Annotated in this window: 13 protein-coding genes; 9 read left to right on the top strand and 4 right to left on the bottom strand. The window is 39.7% G+C overall.

Annotated elements, in window-relative coordinates; genetic code table 11:
- The first annotated feature begins 5 nt into the window (after positions 1-5).
- Positions 6-1,229, top strand: coding sequence for an NAD(P)/FAD-dependent oxidoreductase (locus ACXITR_RS05545; protein ID WP_457996235.1), 1,224 nt, complete (start codon positions 6-8; stop codon positions 1,227-1,229).
- Between the two features lie 216 nt (positions 1,230-1,445).
- On the opposite strand, the gene uvrB is transcribed toward ACXITR_RS05545, so the two are convergent.
- Positions 1,446-3,437: an excinuclease ABC subunit UvrB gene (uvrB, locus tag ACXITR_RS05540; protein ID WP_457996234.1), complete on the bottom strand. Its 1,992-nt coding sequence runs from the start codon at positions 3,435-3,437 to the stop codon at positions 1,446-1,448.
- A 641-nt stretch (positions 3,438-4,078) separates the two neighbouring features.
- Here uvrB and ACXITR_RS05535 point away from each other — a divergent pair.
- Genes ACXITR_RS05535 through ACXITR_RS05520 form a run of 4 tightly spaced genes read left to right on the top strand, consistent with a single transcriptional unit; the run spans position 4,079 to position 6,816 of the window.
- Positions 4,079-4,855: an RNA polymerase sigma factor SigF gene (locus ACXITR_RS05535; RefSeq protein WP_457996233.1), complete on the top strand. Its 777-nt coding sequence runs from the start codon at positions 4,079-4,081 to the stop codon at positions 4,853-4,855.
- Positions 4,856-4,908: 53 nt separating this feature from the next.
- Positions 4,909-5,772, top strand: a complete 864-nt coding sequence (locus ACXITR_RS05530; protein WP_457996232.1) for a hypothetical protein — start codon at positions 4,909-4,911, stop codon at positions 5,770-5,772.
- A gap of 42 nt (positions 5,773-5,814) precedes the next feature.
- Positions 5,815-6,078: a hypothetical protein gene (locus ACXITR_RS05525; protein WP_457996231.1), complete on the top strand. Its 264-nt coding sequence runs from the start codon at positions 5,815-5,817 to the stop codon at positions 6,076-6,078.
- Between the two features lie 3 nt (positions 6,079-6,081).
- Positions 6,082-6,816 (top strand): ABC transporter ATP-binding protein, encoded by a 735-nt coding sequence (locus tag ACXITR_RS05520; RefSeq protein WP_457996230.1) that lies wholly within the window; start codon positions 6,082-6,084, stop codon positions 6,814-6,816.
- Here the strand turns inward: ACXITR_RS05520 and ACXITR_RS05515 are convergent.
- The 3 genes from ACXITR_RS05515 to ACXITR_RS05505 all read right to left on the bottom strand — a co-directional run bounded on the left by ACXITR_RS05515 (position 6,813) and on the right by ACXITR_RS05505 (position 12,957).
- Positions 6,813-11,036: a response regulator gene (locus ACXITR_RS05515; RefSeq protein ID WP_457996229.1), complete on the bottom strand. Its 4,224-nt coding sequence runs from the start codon at positions 11,034-11,036 to the stop codon at positions 6,813-6,815. The two genes, ACXITR_RS05520 and ACXITR_RS05515, sit on opposite strands and share 4 nt — an antisense overlap.
- 94 nt (positions 11,037-11,130) lie before the next feature.
- Complete coding sequence (gene cysS / locus ACXITR_RS05510) at positions 11,131-12,579, bottom strand: cysteine--tRNA ligase (RefSeq protein WP_457996228.1); 1,449 nt, start codon at positions 12,577-12,579, stop codon at positions 11,131-11,133.
- A 177-nt stretch (positions 12,580-12,756) separates the two neighbouring features.
- A complete protein-coding gene (locus tag ACXITR_RS05505) occupies positions 12,757-12,957 on the bottom strand; it encodes a hypothetical protein (RefSeq protein WP_457996227.1) in 201 nt (66 codons plus the stop codon).
- 201 nt (positions 12,958-13,158) lie between these two features.
- Between ACXITR_RS05505 and ACXITR_RS05500 the strand changes: the two genes are divergently transcribed.
- The 4 genes from ACXITR_RS05500 (at position 13,159) to ACXITR_RS05485 (ending at position 18,454) form a co-directional block, all read left to right on the top strand.
- The gene (locus ACXITR_RS05500; protein ID WP_457996226.1) at positions 13,159-14,418 is read left to right on the top strand and encodes a dihydroorotase; all 1,260 of its coding nucleotides are present in this window, start codon (positions 13,159-13,161) and stop codon (positions 14,416-14,418) included.
- A gap of 84 nt (positions 14,419-14,502) precedes the next feature.
- Positions 14,503-15,246 (top strand): phosphoribosylaminoimidazolesuccinocarboxamide synthase, encoded by a 744-nt coding sequence (gene purC, locus ACXITR_RS05495; RefSeq protein ID WP_457996225.1) that lies wholly within the window; start codon positions 14,503-14,505, stop codon positions 15,244-15,246.
- A 194-nt stretch (positions 15,247-15,440) separates the two neighbouring features.
- The gene (locus ACXITR_RS05490; RefSeq protein ID WP_457996263.1) at positions 15,441-17,639 is read left to right on the top strand and encodes a BamA/TamA family outer membrane protein; all 2,199 of its coding nucleotides are present in this window, start codon (positions 15,441-15,443) and stop codon (positions 17,637-17,639) included.
- Between the two features lie 95 nt (positions 17,640-17,734).
- Positions 17,735-18,454 (top strand): ABC transporter ATP-binding protein, encoded by a 720-nt coding sequence (locus tag ACXITR_RS05485; RefSeq protein WP_457996224.1) that lies wholly within the window; start codon positions 17,735-17,737, stop codon positions 18,452-18,454.
- Positions 18,455-18,536: the final 82 nt, after the last annotated feature.

The following is an 18,536-nucleotide window of genomic DNA, read 5'->3' as shown; positions in this document are numbered from 1 at the left end:
ACTGTATGGATAAATTTGATGTCGTAGTGGTTGGGGCAGGTCCGGGAGGTGGACAATGTGCTAGATTACTAGGGAAAAAAGGTTATCGAGTCCTATTATTAGAACGATACAAAGACTTTCACCGCAATAGTTTTTCTAGTGCAGGCACCCCCCTTAAAACCTTAACTAAATTTGATTTACCCCCCACCGTTGTCGGTAGTTGGTGGAATAAATTTGCCGTTGTCACCACTAACCATAAAAGAGTATGGGAATCAACAAAAAATCAAGGTTGCGTCTTAGACTTTGCCAAAACTTGTCAGTTTTTAGCCGATGAAGTCACCAGCCACGGAGGGCAAGTATGGTTAGGATGTCGTTACATGGAGCATATCGAAAGGGAAAATGATCTTTTAATCACCATCAAAAATAATCTCATCAATCAAACCATTCAAGTAACCTCTAAAGTTTTGGTGGATGCTAGTGGCCCAAGTCGGGCGGTGATGTGTCGCAAAGGCAAGAAAAAACCTCCATTTATTTCAGCCACAGGGGTAGAATATCTAATTGAGGTGGATGAGCGGATATATGATGACAATGCAGCAACCCTAACTTTTTTATTAGGACATCAATGGATGCCGAGGGGATATTCATGGGTATTTCCCATGGAGCAAAATCTCCTTAAAGTTGGGGCAGGAATTTATAATCAAGAACATGAATTAATTAAAGAAGTTCAACCCTTGAGCTACTATATCAAGTTATTGATTAAGGAATATTTACAAGCAGATAATTATAAAATTCTCGATATACATGGAGGAACATTAAAGTATAGCTCTGGTCTTCAAGACACTTATACTGAAGGCAGGGTAATTGCCATCGGTGATGCTGTGTCCACCGTAAACTGGTTAGGGGGTGAGGGTATCCGCCATGCCATGGAAAGTGCTGAAATTGCCCATAAATTTATTTATCAGTTTCTTCGGGGCAAAAAAAAAGATTTCAATGGCTACCAAAAAAAAATGCACTCCGTTTTTCTTAAAAAATGGAATATCTCAGAAAAATTAGCCCATCAAAAATATAGTAAAGATGCGGATTTTGTTATAGAAAAAGCCTTTTCTTATCTTGATGGTATGAAATTAGAAGATGTGGTCGATATTTTGTTTTACTACAAATTTGAAAAAGTATTTAGGGGTTTAGGGACTTTTACCCTTAAAAAGTTACGACAACTTTTCGCTTCAATCAAATTAAAAACTAAAACCTAAGTATGCTACAATAAAAGCATACCGTCGGGCGGACGGGAATTTAACGCTTGAGGAGTAGGTCGCAAAGCCTAGCCATGAACATGTAAGTCTCGTGAGTAGCGTAAGTGAAAGGAGCTAGTTCAGCCCAAGAATCCTTCATTTTAATGATTGGAGCGTCACTCAATTTTTATCAAACGAAGGGATCAGTTTTCTGGTCCCTTTTAAAATGGGTTTATCCTAATTAGTTCTTAATTTAGCTCTCAAATTTTTTATTTTATCCCTCATTTCGGCGGCCTTTTCAAACTCTAATTCTTTGGCATAGGTTTTCATTTGCTCTTCAAATTGTTTAATTAACTCGGGAATTTTATCTAAACTCACTTCTTCAATGTGATCATAAACCTTTTCTAATTGTTCACTATTTAAACGGCGAGTAATATCTAAAAACTCTAGGATAGAACTACTAGATTTTTTGTTGATGGAGGTAGGAATAATATTATTTTTTGTATTATATTCTAGCTGTAGTTTTCTTCTTCTTTCGGTTTCATGTAAGGCCTTTTCCATACTATCGGTTAGGTTATCTGCATATAAAATCGCTTCTCCATTCACATGACGGGCTGCCCTTCCAATGGTTTGAATTAAAGATTTTTCCGAGCGCAAAAAACCTTCCTTATCAGCATCCATAATCACAACTAAGGAAACCTCTGGTAAATCTAAACCTTCTCGCAATAAATTCACCCCAATGAGAATATCAAACTCTCCTGCCCTTAAACCCTGTATTATTTCTATTCTTTCGATGGATTGTATTTCTGAGTGTAAATATCTTACTTTTATATCCCTTTCTTGTAGATAATCGGTCAAATCTTCTGCCATCCTTTTGGTTAAAGTGGTAATTAAAACCCGTTCTTTTTTGAGGATTCTTTTTTTAACTTCCCCTAGTAAGTCATCGATTTGATTTTCGGTAGGTCTAATAAATATTTCTGGATCTAAAATACCCGTAGGGCGAATAATTTGCTGGGAAATTTTATGCTCTGATTGTTCTATTTCCCATAGGCTAGGGGTGGCAGATACAAAAATACATTGATTTACTTTTTGCCAAAATTCTTCGGCTTTGAGGGGGCGATTATCGGCGGCACTGGGTAAGCGAAAACCATGGTCAATTAATACTTTTTTTCTGGCTTGATCTCCGTTATACATTCCCCTAATTTGTGGTACTGTAACGTGGGATTCATCTACGATTAATAACCATTCTGGGGGAAAATAATCCACCAAACACTCTGGAGATTCTCCGGGTTGTCTTTGGGCTAGATGACGGGAATAGTTTTCTACGCCGTTACAGTAGCCTACTTCTTGCAACATTTCTAAGTCGTAGCGGGTTTTTTGTTTTAGTCTTTGGGCTTCTACTAATTTTCCTTGTTTTTCTAGTTCTATTAGTCTGATTTCTAATTCTGCTTTGATAGAGGCGATCGCACTTTCTAACTTTTCTTGGGGGGTGACAAAGTGTCGAGCAGGGTAAATGTTAATACGCTCTAATTGCTGGATAAATGAGCCATCTACGGGGTCTAAAAGAGAAATGGAGTCAATTTCATCTCCAAAAAAATCAAGGCGAATTACCCTATCCTCGTAAGCGGGTACAATTTCTAAAATATCTCCTTTCAGGCGAAAACATCCCCGCCCTAGTTCAATGTCATTGCGGGTATATTGAATGGTGACTAAATCTCGCAACAGTTTACGGGTGTCATATTCTTCTCCCACCGCTAATTTAATGGATGCTTTGAGATATTCTGAGGGGATGCCCAAGCCATAAATACAACTAATAGAAGCCACTACAATTACGTCTTGACGCTCAAATAATGAACGGGTGGCAGAGTGACGTAACATATCGATTTCGTCGTTAATAGATGAGGTTTTCTCGATGTAGGTATCGGTAACGGGAATATAGGCTTCTGGTTGATAATAGTCGTAATAACTAACAAAATATTCCACGGCATTATGGGGGAAAAATTGCCTTAATTCTTCACACAGTTGGGCGGCGAGGGTTTTGTTATGGGCTAATACAAGGGTTGGTTTTTGGTGATGGGCGATGGCATTTGCTACGGTATAGGTTTTACCCGTGCCTGTGGCGCCTAAAAGGGTATGGAAGCGATCGCCATTTTCCAGTGCTTTAACGATGGACTTGATGGCGGTGGGTTGGTCTCCTGTGGGTTTAAAGGGCGCTCGTAGTTGAAACATCAAATGGCAGCAATGGTAGGGCAATTACTTATTTTACATTGTGAGCCGTTGATTGACATTCTCAACCCCCCGTTAAACGATCAAAGAAAATCCATTTAATACCTTTTTAATTCTCAAAAATAAATAAAATAATCGATAGTGATGGGGGAGTAAATGACCATTAATAATTTGAGCATCTCCCCTTCAATGGTTGACAATATACCATGGATAATTAACCATTAAAATCATACTATAACTTTAAATAATCTATTAAAAAAGCATTCGTGATAGTCTGTCATTATATCAATCCATAGCTTTTTTCCGTAAATATGGATACTTTTATTATTCAACATACATAAAATAACAATTACATATTTAATCTGATATACTAAAATAGTATTAAAAGTGACAAAATAAACCACCTTTCCACTACAAGTTATAAAACTTAATAAACATTTGTAAAGCCTCCGTAAAAATAGCTAAGTATAATTTTTTAAAACAAAATTTCGGTTAGAAAAAACAGTAAAAATACGGTTGTGTAAAGATAGTAGATTGGCATAAGATATAAATGTGTCTTAAAAGATTCGTTAGCCTAACTGAATTATCACGGAGACAGTCATCGGATAATTTAGATAAGAATTTCATAAGCAAGAGAGAAGAAAATGCCCATAAAATCTGCCACCCAGTACAAAACAGCCAACGAAGAATTGTTCACTCTCTATGGTCAAACTAGAGAGCAAAGAGTTCGTAACCGTATTGTGGAACTGAATTTAGGTTTGGTAAAAAAAGAGGCATCCCATTGGACTAACCAATGTCAAGAAAATTTTGACGATTTATTACAAGTTGGTAGTCTTGGTTTATTAAGGGCGATCGAAAGATTTGACATCGAAAAAGGTTTTGCTTTTAGTTCTTTTGCCCTCCCCTACATTCGAGGCGAAATTCAACACTATCTTAGAGATAAAGGTCATTCTATCAGGATTCCCCGCCGTTGTTTAGAACTAAAAAATAAAGCTAATCGTATAGTAAGAGAATTAAGAGAAGAATTAAAACGTCAACCTAACGATCATGAAGTAGCTAGAAGGTTGGGGGTATCGTTGGGAGAATGGCAAGAAGTAAAACTAGCTTATAAAAATAGAGAACCTTTGAGTCTTGATGCGAAAAGCACCAGTGATGGGGATAAATCTACCCTTGGGGAAATGCTCCCTGATGCTCAGTACTATAGTTTTCAGTTGGTAGAAGAGGATAAAATCAGGATTCAAGGGGCTTTGTCTCAATTGGAAGACACGACCCGCAAAGTATTGGAATTTGTCTTTTTACAAGATTTAACCCAAAAAGAAACCGCCGAGCGTTTGGGCGTAAGTGTTATTACCGTTTCCCGTCGCATTAAAAAAGGTATCAGCAGCATGAGGGGAATGATTCAGGAAGATGAATTTGAATAAAATATTATTTGGGATTATTGTTAAAATAGTTTATTAAAATTCACTTTTTTTCTATGAATAGAATATCTATTTTATTACTCTCCAGTTTCTTGCTTTTGGGGGGGTGTACCATTGGTGGTGAAGAGGATGATTTTTCCCAAAATATTCCTCCCCGTCCCCCAGCCCAGCAACCTGATGATGATTTAGGCGATTTTGATGTACCCGTTGCGGTAGGTACTGTGGGTGGTATTATCCCCTCGACAAATCCTGACACAAGGTTAGGACAAATTGAAGACGGTAGAAGCGATCCTTTTGCTTTGCCCACTGGCCCCCGTGTGACTATTCAAATGCTTCCCCCAACAACGGAAAACGGAGTTAATGGAACCGTCACTACCCCTGGCACTGCTGGTACTCCTGGTACCCCTGGCACTCCTGGTACCCCTGGTACCCCTGGTGCTACCGTAGGACCCGATGGAAGACCTTTACCCCCTGGCGCCCCTGGTGCCACCATAGGACCCGATGGAAGACCTTTACCTCCCGGCGCCCCTGGTGCTACCATAGGACCTGATGGAAGACCTATTCCTCCCGGTGAAATGCTACCCCCTCCACCGCCACCACCAACTTTTGCGGAGAGGATTTTGATTTCGGGAATCATGGATCTAAATGGTCAGAGTGTAGCTATTATTTCTACTCCTGAGGGGGGTTCTACTCGCTCGGTGAGGGTTGGGGAGTCGATCATGGGTACGGATGGGATGGTAATGGTTAGAGCCATTAATACCAATGTTCCTCAAGGTCAATCGGCCCGGCTGAAAGAAGGTTTATATTTTGTGGAGAGAAACTTGGGTGCTTTAGAGGGTACCGTGGTTTTTGAGGAAAAGGGTAAAAGGATAAGTCGTCAGGTGGGGCAACCTGCTCCTGCGGTTGATGCTGAATCTTAATACTAGGTTTTTATTATTATTTATTGTGTGTAGGAGTAAAACATGGAAAGGGTACAAAGAAAAATAGGGTGCGATCGCCTTCCGTTGGCTATATATAGGGAAGTGGCGGCTCATCTGAGACAGATAAAAGGCGTTGAAGTAAGTTTGTTAGAACAAACCTCCCAAGAATTTCACCATCTACAAAGTCAGGTGGGGGGGTTATTAATAGAGCATGATGGGGATCTCCCTACCAAGGAAAACGAGCAACTAGAATCGATTTTAGCTTACTATGCAAGTAAGTATAACTCATGGTCGAACCTTACTTAGAGAATGGACAACAAAGATTCTAGTTTAGAAAATAGTTTAATTAAGTTAGAAAACATTTATAAAATCTATGGCAGTGGCAATACGGAAGTGGTTGCCCTGTCTGATGTAAATTTAACCATTGAGCCGGGGGAATATTGTTCTATTATGGGAACTTCTGGCTCTGGTAAATCTACCATGATGAATATTTTAGGTTGTTTAGATAGACCTACCAAGGGGGAATATTATCTCAATGGGGATAATGTGGCTTCCATGTCTTCTCGACAACAGGCAATGATTCGTAACCAAAGAATTGGTTTTGTCTTTCAACAATTCCATCTTTTAGCCCAATTAAGCGCCTTAGAAAATGTGATTTTACCCATGAAATATGCGGGGGTATCTCCCGAGGAACAAAAAACCAGAGCCATTGATGCCCTTACCAAAGTGGGATTACAAAATCGTCTTAATAATCGTCCTAATCAGCTTTCGGGGGGACAACAACAGCGAGTTGCGATCGCCCGTGCCATAGTAAATAAACCCCTAATACTACTAGCAGACGAACCCACAGGGGCATTAGACTCAGAAACCACCCATGAGGTAATGAAAATTTTTGCCGACCTCAATCAAGAAGGAATGACCATAATTTTAGTCACCCACGAACACGAAGTAGCCGAGCTCACCCGTCGAGTAATCCTATTTTCTGACGGTAAAATTATTAACAATAACTATAAAACCTCCACCAGAATCCAACAACTAGCCTAGGAATTCATTTTTTGTAACTCCTTTTGCATTAAATCTTCAACATTCCCATACTCAGTCACAATTAAAGGTAGTAATTCCTTAATCGCCTTCATATTATTACCTTCATTTTGAGTATGACTTTCCACCTGCCTACACAACTCAGATAAATAGGTAGCCCCAAGGGTAATACTACTAGACTTGAGGGTATGGGAATTAATTTTTATTTCCCCCAAATTCTCATTTTCTACCCCTATCTTAAGACCATGGAGCAACTTAGGGGCATCTTCTAAATAGGAGTTAATTAAATCTTGGAAAACTTCTTCAAAATCTTCCTCCCCTATCATGTCTTTTAATTCAGCAATTATACTTTGATCTAATTCAGTCATTGAATCTTTGATAACAGGTTTTTCTTTCTGATAACTATTATTAAATATAACGGTAGTATCAGATCGTTTAACAGTTTTTAACTTTTCAATAAGTGCCTCCACCCTCACAGGCTTCGATAAATAATCATTCATCCCCGCCTCAATACATCTTTCCCTATCTCCCTCCATGGCATTAGCCGTCATGGCGATAATATGGGGCGGTTGTCCATGAAAATCATTATTAGGACTATCCCATAGAGTGCGTATTTGACGGGTAGCAGTTAAGCCATCCATTTCAGGCATCTGTACATCCATCAAAATTAGGTCATAGGATTGACGGCGGAGAGTTTCTAGCACTTCCAACCCATTGGCTACCACATCGGCACGATACCCCAAACGCTTAAGAATGTTAGTAATTACCTTTTGGTTAATGATGTTATCCTCCGCAATGAGAATCTTAAGGGGGGTTGTGATGGCTAACTCTTGTCCTCCCATGGAGTCTGTTAAAGATATAGAGGAGATTTCCTCGGATTTTACGACTTTTAGATCTGGATTTTGGACAATTTTTGAGAGAATATAATATAGTCTTGATTGCTTGATGGGCTTGATCAGAGTTGCTGCCCAGTTGACTTGTTCGAGGGCTTTTTCGATTTCAGCGTGTCCGATGGAACTTAATAAGATAAGGGGCATTGAGCGATATTTTTCAGTGATACTAATGGCCTTAGCCAGAGTCACCCCATCCATTTTGGGCATCTGCATATCGAGAATGGCTAAATCAATGTCTGGTTGCTTTTCGTTAATGAGGGTGAGGGTTTCTTCCCCAGAGGCGGTGACTAATACATCTAACCCAAATTTATTGCACTGGGTACGCAACATACGACGATTTATTTCATTATCATCCACTACCAATACCTTTTTCCCCTGTAGCAAGGAATTTTGAGTTTCCATGGAACTGGGAATATCACTGGAAAATCGGGTTTTGATGGTAAAACAAAACTTTGAGCCGAGGGTTTCACTATGGGAAGTAATAGACCATTGGGGAGGACAATCCCCCGCTACATGACCTTTACTTTCTACCCACATTCTACCCCCCATCAGGTTGACTAATTTTTGGCAGATAGCTAAACCTAACCCTGTGCCACCATAATTACGGGTGGTGGAGGCATCTACTTGGGAAAAGGCTTTAAATAGCTTATCCATACGGTTGCTAGGTATGCCAATGCCTGTGTCTTCTACCACAAACAATAAATATCCTTGGCTACTGTCGGAAAGATGGGGAGAGTTGATATTGACCGATAAAATAACTTCTCCTTGGGGGGTAAACTTAACGGCGTTACTGAGGAGATTTACTAATACTTGTCTTAGGCGGGTGACATCACCGATGATGGCGGGGGTAATTTGTGGATCGAGGAAGTAAACTAATTCAATATTTTTTTGAGCAGCTTTGGGGGCTAACAAGTCGAGGGATTCTTCTACTACTTGATAGAGGGAGAAGGGTTGTTGTTCTAGTTCTAGTTTGCCTGATTCGATTTTAGAAAAGTCTAGTATGTCGTTAATGATGCTAAGTAAGCTGTCGCTACTGGTGCGGATGATTTCGGTAAATTCTTGTTGCTCTGGGTTTAATTCTGTGTCGAGTAATAGTCCTGTCATGCCGATGACTGCATTCATGGGAGTACGAATTTCATGGCTCATGGTGGCTAAAAATTGACTTTTAGCTAAGTTAGCGGCCTCTGCTTGTTCTTTGGCTATTCTTAATTCCTGCTCTACTTTTACTTTGTCGGTAATGTCGGTGATGGTACCCACTAGGCGATAGGGTTTTCCTTCATTGTCAAAGTCTCTTTTTCCTTTGGCTTGTACCCATACATAGTTTCCATCTTTGTGTTGGAGACGGTGGATATTTTGATATAGTTCTTTTTTACCGTTTAAGTATAAGTAAATTTCTTGGAGATTATTTTCTTTGTCTTCTTGATAAATGCGATCGAACCATGTATCGAGAATGGGGGGAAGGGGGGCAGATTCGTAGCCAATAATCCGCATCCATGCAGGAGAATAATAGACTTCGTTGGTGTTTAAATTCCAATCCCAGATACCATCGTTGGTACCTGATACAGCTAGTTCATAACGTTCGTCCTTTTCCCTTAATCTTTGTTCTATTTGTTGTTTTTTTTGTATTTGCAGTTCTAGTTTTTCGGTGTTGAGTTGTAGTTCTTGGGTACGTTCTGCTATCCTGATGGCAAGGTTTTCTTTTGATTCTCTTAGTTGAGCAAATTTTTCCCTGAGAACCAATATCATTGATCTATAGTTATTACTAAGAAGCTCTATTTCTTGGATGGTAGTTTTTTCCCATTCGATGGGTTGGTCTGTGGTTACTTTTTCTGGTAAGTCGGTGGTAATTTTAGTTAAACTTTTCATCGGTTTAACAATGTTTTGGCTAATTTTGTAGGCTAGGTAAAAGGTAATTAAGACTATTAGCATCATGATGGCAAGAAGTCTTACATAATATCTTTGAAGACTATCAACGTAAGGTTTGGTACTAACATTACTAATAATTTTTAGGGGTAAGTTTTCGGGTAGGGGTATTTGTTTAAAGTAGGTTGATTCTCTCCATCTGGACATGATGGGCATTCCTTTTACTATGGGCAAAGATTGATAAATGCCTTGGTTTGGGGATTGATTATTGTAAATAGGGGGTCTAACTTGATATTTTTCATCGGTTTCTAGGCTAAAAAACAGATTTTCTGTATGGTGTGAACTGGTACTAAAAAGAATCTTATTTTCTTCCCCCAAAAGAAATAAATCAGTTTCAAATATTTGAGCATTTTGGCTAATAAATGTTTGTAAGGTATTAATATTAATCGCTCCATAAATTATGCCAGACCATTGATCATTATTCATAATAGAGCTAACAAAACCTATGTGTAAATTATTATTTGCGATGTCTTTGTGAAGTTCAGTAATTAAATTTCTTCCATTATATTTTGACAGTACAAAATGATCCGTAGCACTGACATCTAAGCCTATTAATTCAGTTTTTCTAACTTGATCTTTGCCCACTGCATTGATAATAATTCCTTGGTCATCGGTAATATAAATTTTGTCGAAATAGGGCAATATATTTACGATCAAAGAAAGGTTATTTTCTCTATTTTCTACTCCGTTGCTAGATTCTGTTTCCGCTAAAAGGGCGATCGCCCTTTGATTATTTTGTTGCCACAGAGTTATGTTTTCACTAAAACTATTAGATACTTGATTCAATTTAGAGACAATTTGACTTTCTATTTCTTGTAATTGATGATTACTTGCTATGATGCTAAATAATAAGAGAGGAATAAAAGTACAAATAATTAACAAATTAAATAAAGTTTGCTCAAAGGGTAAAACTAATTTTTTAGTAACAACATTCAGCTTTTTATCTAGGGAAATATAGTAAATAAATACACTGGCAATTATTGCATTTAAAATACCATTAATACTTTGCTTAAGAATCAACAAAAGTACGCCTAAAAAAGATACTTTTAAAATATATAAGTAAAAAAGAAAAATTAGAGGAGTTCCAATGACTAACCAAAATAAAGTTGTTAATAAGACTAAACTTTTAGATTTCTTTTGCCAAAAGTAGTTGACGGTAAAAGCTTCTATGGTATAGATAATAACCGAATAAATATGACCCCACAAAAAATAGGTATGTACCCCTGCTATAAAACCAGCTATGACTCCCCAAAATCTACCATAATAATAGGAAATTAACCAAACAAAAATACTTCCAAAAATAAAGTCAACCCCAAAAAATAATGGTAAGTTGAAATAGTTCCCCAAATAAGCAAAAATGACTAAGGCAACTAAACCAACATTAATTTGTCTAACTTTACTTTTCATAGTAGATAATAAATAGGGAAAAGTCTGACAAGCAGCTACTTAATAAAAAAGATAACTAATTGTACTTGTTCTAATTCTGACATCCAAAATTATTTTAACGATGCCATTTGGTAACGCCCCCAGCCCCATCAATAAGGGTGATTCCTTGTTCTTTTAATATATCCCGAATGCGATCGCCCTGAGCAAAATCTTTATTTTTACGGGCAGTAATTCTTTCTTGGACAAGATTTTCTACCTCCTCATCACTCATCTGAGTGGGAGAATCATCAAAGGATGTAGAAACCTCCACCTTCAACCCTAACACATCCGCCAAATTCGTTAAGGTTAACCACTTATCCCCCAACTCCTCAGATGAAAGGGTAGTTTTACCCTCATGAACTAAAATATTCGCTTCTCGGCGTAATTCCTTCGCCAAATCAAACAAAATTGCTACCCCCGCCGCAAAATTAAAATCTCGATCCACCTCTTGACAAAAAAGCTCCTGAACAGATTTAATCATGTTATGCTGGGTTTCCTTTGTCCAATTTAAAGCCTCACCATGCTTAAAACCAAATTGTAAACCTTCAGCGAGGGTGTGCCAGCCATTAGTAGCCGACTCCATGGCATCCTTAGTAAAATCGATGGGTTTACGGTAATTAGCCTGTAACACAAATAGGCGCACCGCCATGGGTTCATACTCTTCTAAAAGCTCTCGAATAGTAATAAAATTACCCAAAGACTTGGACATCTTTTCCCCTTCCACCTTGACCATGCCATTGTGCATCCAATAGCTAGCTAAGGGTTTTCCCGTTACCGCTTCCGATTGAGCAATCTCGTTTTCGTGGTGAGGAAAAATTAAATCATTGCCCCCCGCATGAATGTCAATGGTTTCCCCCAACATCTCCCTTATCATCCCCGAACATTCAATGTGCCAGCCCGGGCGCCCTTTACCCCAAGGAGAATCAAAACTAGGCTCTCCAGGTTTCGCTGATTTCCAGAGGGCAAAATCGGCGGAATTTTCTTTTTCCACTTCCGATTGATTCACTCTACCCCCAGCCCCTGCTTGTAAGTCCTCGAGTTTTCTTCCTGATAATTTCCCGTATGGGGCAAACTTGTGGACAGAGTAATAAACATCTCCACCCTTTTGATAAGCATAGCCTTTTTGTTCTAATTCCCACACTAATTTTTTTATGCCATCAAGGGCATGGGTAGCACGGGGATAGGCATCGGCGGGACTAACGTTGAGCATTTCCATGTCTTCAAAGTAGGCTTTGATAAAACGCTCTGATACTTCTTCCATGGAGCTATTTTCTTTCTTTGCTCGGTTTAAAATTTTGTCATCTATATCGGTGAAGTTTTGGATATAGGTAACTTTATAGCCTCGCCATTGTAAATATTTTCTAACGACATCCCAAACAATGCAAGTACGGGCATGACCTAAATGACAGTAATCATAAACAGTAATACCACAGCAATACATTTTTACTTCGTTTTCGCAGACAGTTTTGAACTCTTCTTCTCGATTGGAAAGGCTGTTGTATAGGGTTATTTTACTGTTCATCATTTTCCCGTTATTTCTTAATGGCAGTTACCATCATTTTACCGTAGTTTGCTGGGGGTTATTTATAACGGAAGGTAAAAAAAATGAGACGCAATATATTACGCCCCTGTTTCAGAGAATTATTCATTCTTCAATGTTTAAGTTCTGCAGCTAAAAATAGTAGTCTATATATATTCAGGATTAACTTAAAGAAGCTCCACTACGATCATAACTAACACGGAAGCTAGAGTTAGGTTTTCCTTGAGTGCCGTTAGAGTATTCAGAAGCATTGATGTCCATACCGATTTCGGTGGCAACTCTTCCTAACATGGATTGTTGACGGTTTTTTACTGCGTGGTGGTGACGCATCATGAGGCGACGGGCTTGATTTTCAGTGTTCATATTTTTTCTCCTATGTATCAGTTTCTGTAAAGTTTTTTATTAACTGATTCTATTTAATCATTATTTCTGTATAAATTGCTACATTTTACTGATTTTATTTACAAAAATTAATCTTGGAGATCTTTGGATTTGAGCTTAAAATGGTAAGTCGGACAAGGAAGAGAAATTTTTTTCTGCTCCCTCATAAGTGTAAAAGTGTTAATGACGGTGAAACCTAATTCTCGAGTTTATCGACAGGTAAGAATTTTAGATCCTGTGTGTGCGGTGGATGATGTTACGGATGTTTTGGTTATGGATGGCAAGATTGAGCAGGTGGGGAATGGTCTTGATTATGATGCCGATGGGGTGGAGGTTATGGAGGGGAATGGTTTAATTCTCGCCCCTGCACTGGTGGATATATATAGTAGTAGCGGTGAGCCGGGTTATGAGGAAAGGGAAACTTTATTAACCCTGGGGAGGGCTATGGAGGCAGGGGGATTTAGTCGGGGGGCAATTTTGCCAAATACAAATCCTGTGATGGATAATCCTGCTACTTGTGCTTTTATGGAGAGTCGGGGGAGGGGTTTATCTTCCCATTTTTATCTATGGGGCGCATTGACTAATGGCTTGAAAGGGGATGTGATTGCGGAGTTGGCTTCTTTGGCGGAGGCTGGGGTGGTGGGTTTTACGGATAATAAACCCTATGATAATTTGTTATTACTACGACGGATGCTCGAATATGCTCACCCTTTTGATTTACCTGTGGCTCTTTTTCCTAATCATACGCAGTTACGGGGGGCCGGGGTTATTCGAGAAAATAGTACGTCTGTTCGCCTAGGATTGATCGGTTGTCCTACGGTTAGTGAAACGGTGGCGATCGCCTCTATCATTGAATTAGTTGCCCTGACTAAAACTAAGGTTCACTTGATGAGGGTATCCACGGAGCGAGGGGTAAAATTAATCCAACGGGCGAAGGAGGAGGGTTTACCCATTAGCGCCAGTGTAAATTGGCATCATCTTTTGCTCAATAGTGAGGCGGTGGAGAGTTATGACCCAAATTTGAGGTTAGAACCCCCTTTAGGGGCAGAGAATGACCGTCTAGCCCTCATTGAAGGAATAAAAAATGGGGTTATAGATGCGATCGCCGTTGACCATACCCCCTATACCTATGAAGAAAATACCGTAGCTTTTGCCCAAGCACCCCCCGGAGCGATCGGTTATGAGCTAATATTACCTTTGTTGTGGGAAAATCTTGTGGAAACGGGGCAAATCAGCGCCCTGAAACTTTGGGAAGCCCTCAGTGTTAATCCTCTCCTTTGTCTCAACCAAAAGCCCATTAGTTTACGACCCGGGGAAAAAGCGGAATTAATTTTATTTTCTCCCCAACAGTGTTGGCAAGTTACCCCCCAAAATTTAGAATCTCTATCCAGTAATACTTATTGGTTGAATAAAGAAATTAGGGGTAAGGTTTTGAGCAATTGACAATGGACAATGGACAATGGACAATTAAACTCTATCTAAATTAAGTATTTTTTTTATTACTCCCCATATAGTTAATCATTTATTATGACTACCAGAGAAAAATTGTACGAAGGAAAAGCAAAAATTATTTATCCCACCGATGATGACCAAGTTTACTTGACCTATTACAAAGATTCAGCCACCGCCTTTAATGCCCAGAAAAAAGGTACTATTACCGATAAAGGCAAAGTTAACTGTGCGATCGCCTCTGCCCTGCTAACATACCTCGAAAAAAAAGGTATCCCCACCCACTTCATCGAAAAAACCTCCGAGCGAGAAATGCTCGTTAAAGCCGTGAAAATAATTCCCCTCGAAGTAGTGGTAAGAAACATCGCTGCGGGGAGTCTGTGTAGAGAAACAGGCTTACCAGAAGGACAAATACTACCCAATCCCCTCGTAGAATTTTACCTCAAAGATGATGCCCTCCAAGATCCCTTACTCACCCCCGACAGATTAACACTATTAAACATTGCCACCCCAGAACAAATTACACAACTACAAAACCTAGCCAAAACCATCAACCAACATCTGATAGAATTTTTCCAAAGTTGTCAAATTACCCTCGTGGACTTTAAACTCGAATTTGGCACCGATAATCAAGGAGCAATACTACTCGCCGACGAAATTAGCCCCGATACCTGTCGTCTATGGGATAATCAGGAACAAGATCAAGAAAAAAGAGTCATGGACAAAGATAGATTTAGGAAAGACTTAGGAGAAGTAGAATCTGCTTATCAAAAAGTACAAACTAGAGTCCTAACTCAAATTGAAAAACTAGAAAATAGCTAGTATATTAAAGACAATTATTTCTATTATAAAAAAATTGGTGTGTGGCTGTGAGCAACAACAAAATAAGTAAAAAAAATCGGAATTATATCTCTGTGGTGCAAAAAAAGAAAACCGCCCAAAAAGCAGAAAAAATGAACCTAACCTTAAAAGTTACTAATAAAATCTACCATGGTGTCTCCCCTAAAAAAATATCCATGGCAAACCTAGTAACAAAATTTCCCATACTTTCTGCTCTCCTCTTTCTAACTACCTTTACCGTCAGTCAACCCTTACAAGCCAATGCAGAGGTAGAAAAAGAAGATGGAATTTCCCTCACCACCGATTCAGATTTTAATCTTAGTTCCCTTGCCCATCAACCCCAACAATTTGCCAGTGAAACCATAGAGATAAATCAAGCCCCCCAACCAGAAGACTTTGCCCAACAAAGTAACGATCAAGAAATTATCGTCCAAGATAATAAAATCCAATCCCCTAACCTAGAAATAGCCTCATCTAGTTTAGAAACCCAATCCCCCAACCTAGAAATAGCCCCATCTCCTAACGTAGAAATATCGCCACAAACCCTCCTCGCTCAAAATAACCAACCCACCAGTGAAGAAGAAGCAAGGGTATTAGTAGCAGAAGTGCTAGTGGAAGGAGTTGAAGGGGAATTAGAAGACTTAGTCTATAACGTAATTAGAACAGCCCCCGGCCGTACCACCACCAGAACCCAACTACAAGAAGACATCAACGCCATTTTCGCCACAGGCTTTTTTAGTAATGCTAATGTAGTTCCCAGCGATACTCCTTTGGGGGTGAGAATTACCTACACCGTTGCACCTAACCCCGTCCTAGAAAGGGTACAAGTACAAACAGTATCAGGGGTTCGTCCCGATGCTCAAATTCCCCTAGAGGTCATTGACGAAGCCTTTGGAGAGCAGTATGGAGAAATTATTAACCTCCGTGACTTACAAGAAGGTATCACCGCCATTAATACTTGGTATAGCGATAATGGTTTCGATTTAGCCCAGGTGGTAAGCTCCCCCCAAGTGTCTGCTGATGGAGTTGTCACCCTCGTTATTGCGGAAGGGGAAATCGAAGATATTAGGGTGAGATATTTTAGTGAAGATAACGAAGAAGTGGATGGCAAAACCAGAGAATTTATTATCACTAGGGAAGTACAGCTAAAACCGGGGGATATTTTTAATCGGAATATGGCCCAAAGGGATTTACAAAGGGTATTTGGCTTAGGAATTTTCCAAGATGTACGCCTTTCTTTCAGTGAAGCCGAAGATCCTTCTAAGGTGGTCATGAATATTGAAGTAGTACAAGCAAATACAGGCTCCATTGCAGCGGGGGCAGGTATTAGTTCTAATAGTGGCTTTTTTGGAACTTTGAGCTACCAAGAGCAAAACTTGGGGGGCAATAATCAAAACTTAGCAGCGGAATTTCAGTTAGGGGAAAGGGAATTATTATTTGATCTTAGTCTAAGGGATCCTTGGATTGCAACCACCCCCGATCGCACTTCCTACACCGCCAATCTCTTCCGTCGTCGTTCCATTTCCTTGGTTTTTGATGGTACAGACACCGATAGTATCCGCACCGAAATAGGGGAGACACGCCCTAGGGTAGTACGCACAGGAACAGGGGTAACGTTCTCTCGTCCCCTTGCCGAAGATCCCTTCAGCCGTCCAGAGTGGGTATTGAGCGCAGGAATGCAATATCAGAGAATCGAAATTAAAAATACCGAAGGGGATTTGAGTCCTCGTTCTTCCGCCGAATTTGGCAATGAGCTATTGTCTTTCAGTGAGTCTGGACAGGATGATCTTTTCCTTTTAAGGCTTAATGCCTCGCGCGATCGCCGTGACAACCGCCTACAACCCACAGGGGGGAATTTCTTATTGCTGGGTATGGAACAAAGTGTACCCCTAGGCTCAGGTAATATTCTCTTTAATCGTATTCGTGCCAACTATAGCCACTACATCCCTGTAAATTTTCTTGATTTTGACTTTGCCGAAGGCCCCCAAGCCCTCGCCTTTAACGTCCAAGCAGGGACAATTTTGGGTGACTTACCCCCCTATGAAGCCTTTGTTTTAGGAGGTAGTAACTCCGTTAGAGGTTATGGAGAAGGGGATTTGGGTAATGGTCGTACCTTCCTTCAAGCTACCGCCGAATATCGTTTTCCCATCTTCTCGGTGATCGGTGGTGCTTTATTCCTCGACTTTGGTACAGATTTAGGCTCTGGTTCATCGGTACCCGGGCGCCCTGCGGAGGTAAGGGGTTTAAATGGTACTGGTTTTGGCTATGGCTTAGGAGTGAGGATTCAATCCCCTGTGGGCCCTATCCGCATTGACTATGGTATTAATGATGAGGGTGAGAACCGCATTCACTTTGGTATCGGTGAAAGATTCTAAGCAATTGACAATCAACAATGGACAATGGACAATTAAAGTTATATTGACCTTGTCTGTTGATAGATAATTTCTCGTCAACACCTCATTAATGATTTATGACTAATTTACTAGAAGTAAAAGATGTTTACGCAGGGTATATCAAGGACTTAAATATTTTACAGGGAATTAATTTTCGGGTTGAACCGGGGGAGTTAATCACTGTAATTGGTCCTAATGGGGCGGGAAAGTCCACCCTCGCTAAAACTATTTTTGGGCTTTTGACTCCTAATCAGGGGGAAATAATTTTTAAAGATCGTAATATTGCTGGTTTAAAGTCCAATGAGATTGTAAAGTTGGGAATGTGTTATGTTCCTCAAATATCTAATGTTTTCGCTACTTTGACGGTGGAAGAAAATTTGGAAATGGGGGCTTATACCCTTTCTGGCTCTTGCAAAAAGCAAAAGGAAATTATTTATTCTATGTTTCCTAAGTTGAAGGAGCGTTTTCGACAAAAAGCAGGCACCTTGTCGGGGGGAGAAAGGCAGATGTTGGCCATGGGTAAGGCATTAATGTTAGATCCTGATTTACTGTTGTTGGATGAGCCTTCCGCCGCTCTTTCTCCTATCCTTGTTAATGATGTTTTTGAACAAATTAAGGCGATAAATGCCACGGGAAAGGCGATCGTTTTGGTGGAACAAAATGCAAAAAAAGCCCTGATGATGGCAGATCGAGGTTATGTTTTAGAAAGTGGTAAAGATGCGATCGAGGGTAAAGGTTCTGATTTATTAGATAATCCCCAAGTAGGTGAATTATATCTTGGTACTCGCCATGGTTGATAAAATATTGGCGTTAGTGAATTAAGATATGATTTTTAGTTTAGTTCGGCAATAGGCAATAATAGTTCTAGTATTATATATT

Source organism: Cyanobacterium sp. (assembly GCF_054166785.1).
Note: the sequence above shows the minus strand (reverse complement) of the source record. Positions and strands in the feature narration are given on the sequence as shown.

What these genes read in the sequence shown, in the direction of transcription:
- ACXITR_RS05525 (WP_457996231.1), top strand. Translation starts at nt 5,815, where the DNA reads ATGGAAAGGGTACAAAGAAAAATAGGGTGCGATCGCCTTCCGTTGGCT.
- ACXITR_RS05490 (WP_457996263.1), top strand. Translation starts at nt 15,441, where the DNA reads ATGGCAAACCTAGTAACAAAATTTCCCATACTTTCTGCTCTCCTCTTT.
- ACXITR_RS05535 (WP_457996233.1), top strand. Translation starts at nt 4,079, where the DNA reads ATGCCCATAAAATCTGCCACCCAGTACAAAACAGCCAACGAAGAATTG.
- ACXITR_RS05500 (WP_457996226.1), top strand. Translation starts at nt 13,159, where the DNA reads ATGACGGTGAAACCTAATTCTCGAGTTTATCGACAGGTAAGAATTTTA.
- cysS (WP_457996228.1), bottom strand. Translation starts at nt 12,579, where the DNA reads ATGATGAACAGTAAAATAACCCTATACAACAGCCTTTCCAATCGAGAA.
- ACXITR_RS05515 (WP_457996229.1), bottom strand. Translation starts at nt 11,036, where the DNA reads ATGAAAAGTAAAGTTAGACAAATTAATGTTGGTTTAGTTGCCTTAGTC.
- purC (WP_457996225.1), top strand. Translation starts at nt 14,503, where the DNA reads ATGACTACCAGAGAAAAATTGTACGAAGGAAAAGCAAAAATTATTTAT.
- ACXITR_RS05520 (WP_457996230.1), top strand. Translation starts at nt 6,082, where the DNA reads ATGGACAACAAAGATTCTAGTTTAGAAAATAGTTTAATTAAGTTAGAA.
- ACXITR_RS05545 (WP_457996235.1), top strand. Translation starts at nt 6, where the DNA reads ATGGATAAATTTGATGTCGTAGTGGTTGGGGCAGGTCCGGGAGGTGGA.
- ACXITR_RS05530 (WP_457996232.1), top strand. Translation starts at nt 4,909, where the DNA reads ATGAATAGAATATCTATTTTATTACTCTCCAGTTTCTTGCTTTTGGGG.
- ACXITR_RS05505 (WP_457996227.1), bottom strand. Translation starts at nt 12,957, where the DNA reads ATGAACACTGAAAATCAAGCCCGTCGCCTCATGATGCGTCACCACCAC.
- ACXITR_RS05485 (WP_457996224.1), top strand. Translation starts at nt 17,735, where the DNA reads ATGACTAATTTACTAGAAGTAAAAGATGTTTACGCAGGGTATATCAAG.
- uvrB (WP_457996234.1), bottom strand. Translation starts at nt 3,437, where the DNA reads ATGTTTCAACTACGAGCGCCCTTTAAACCCACAGGAGACCAACCCACC.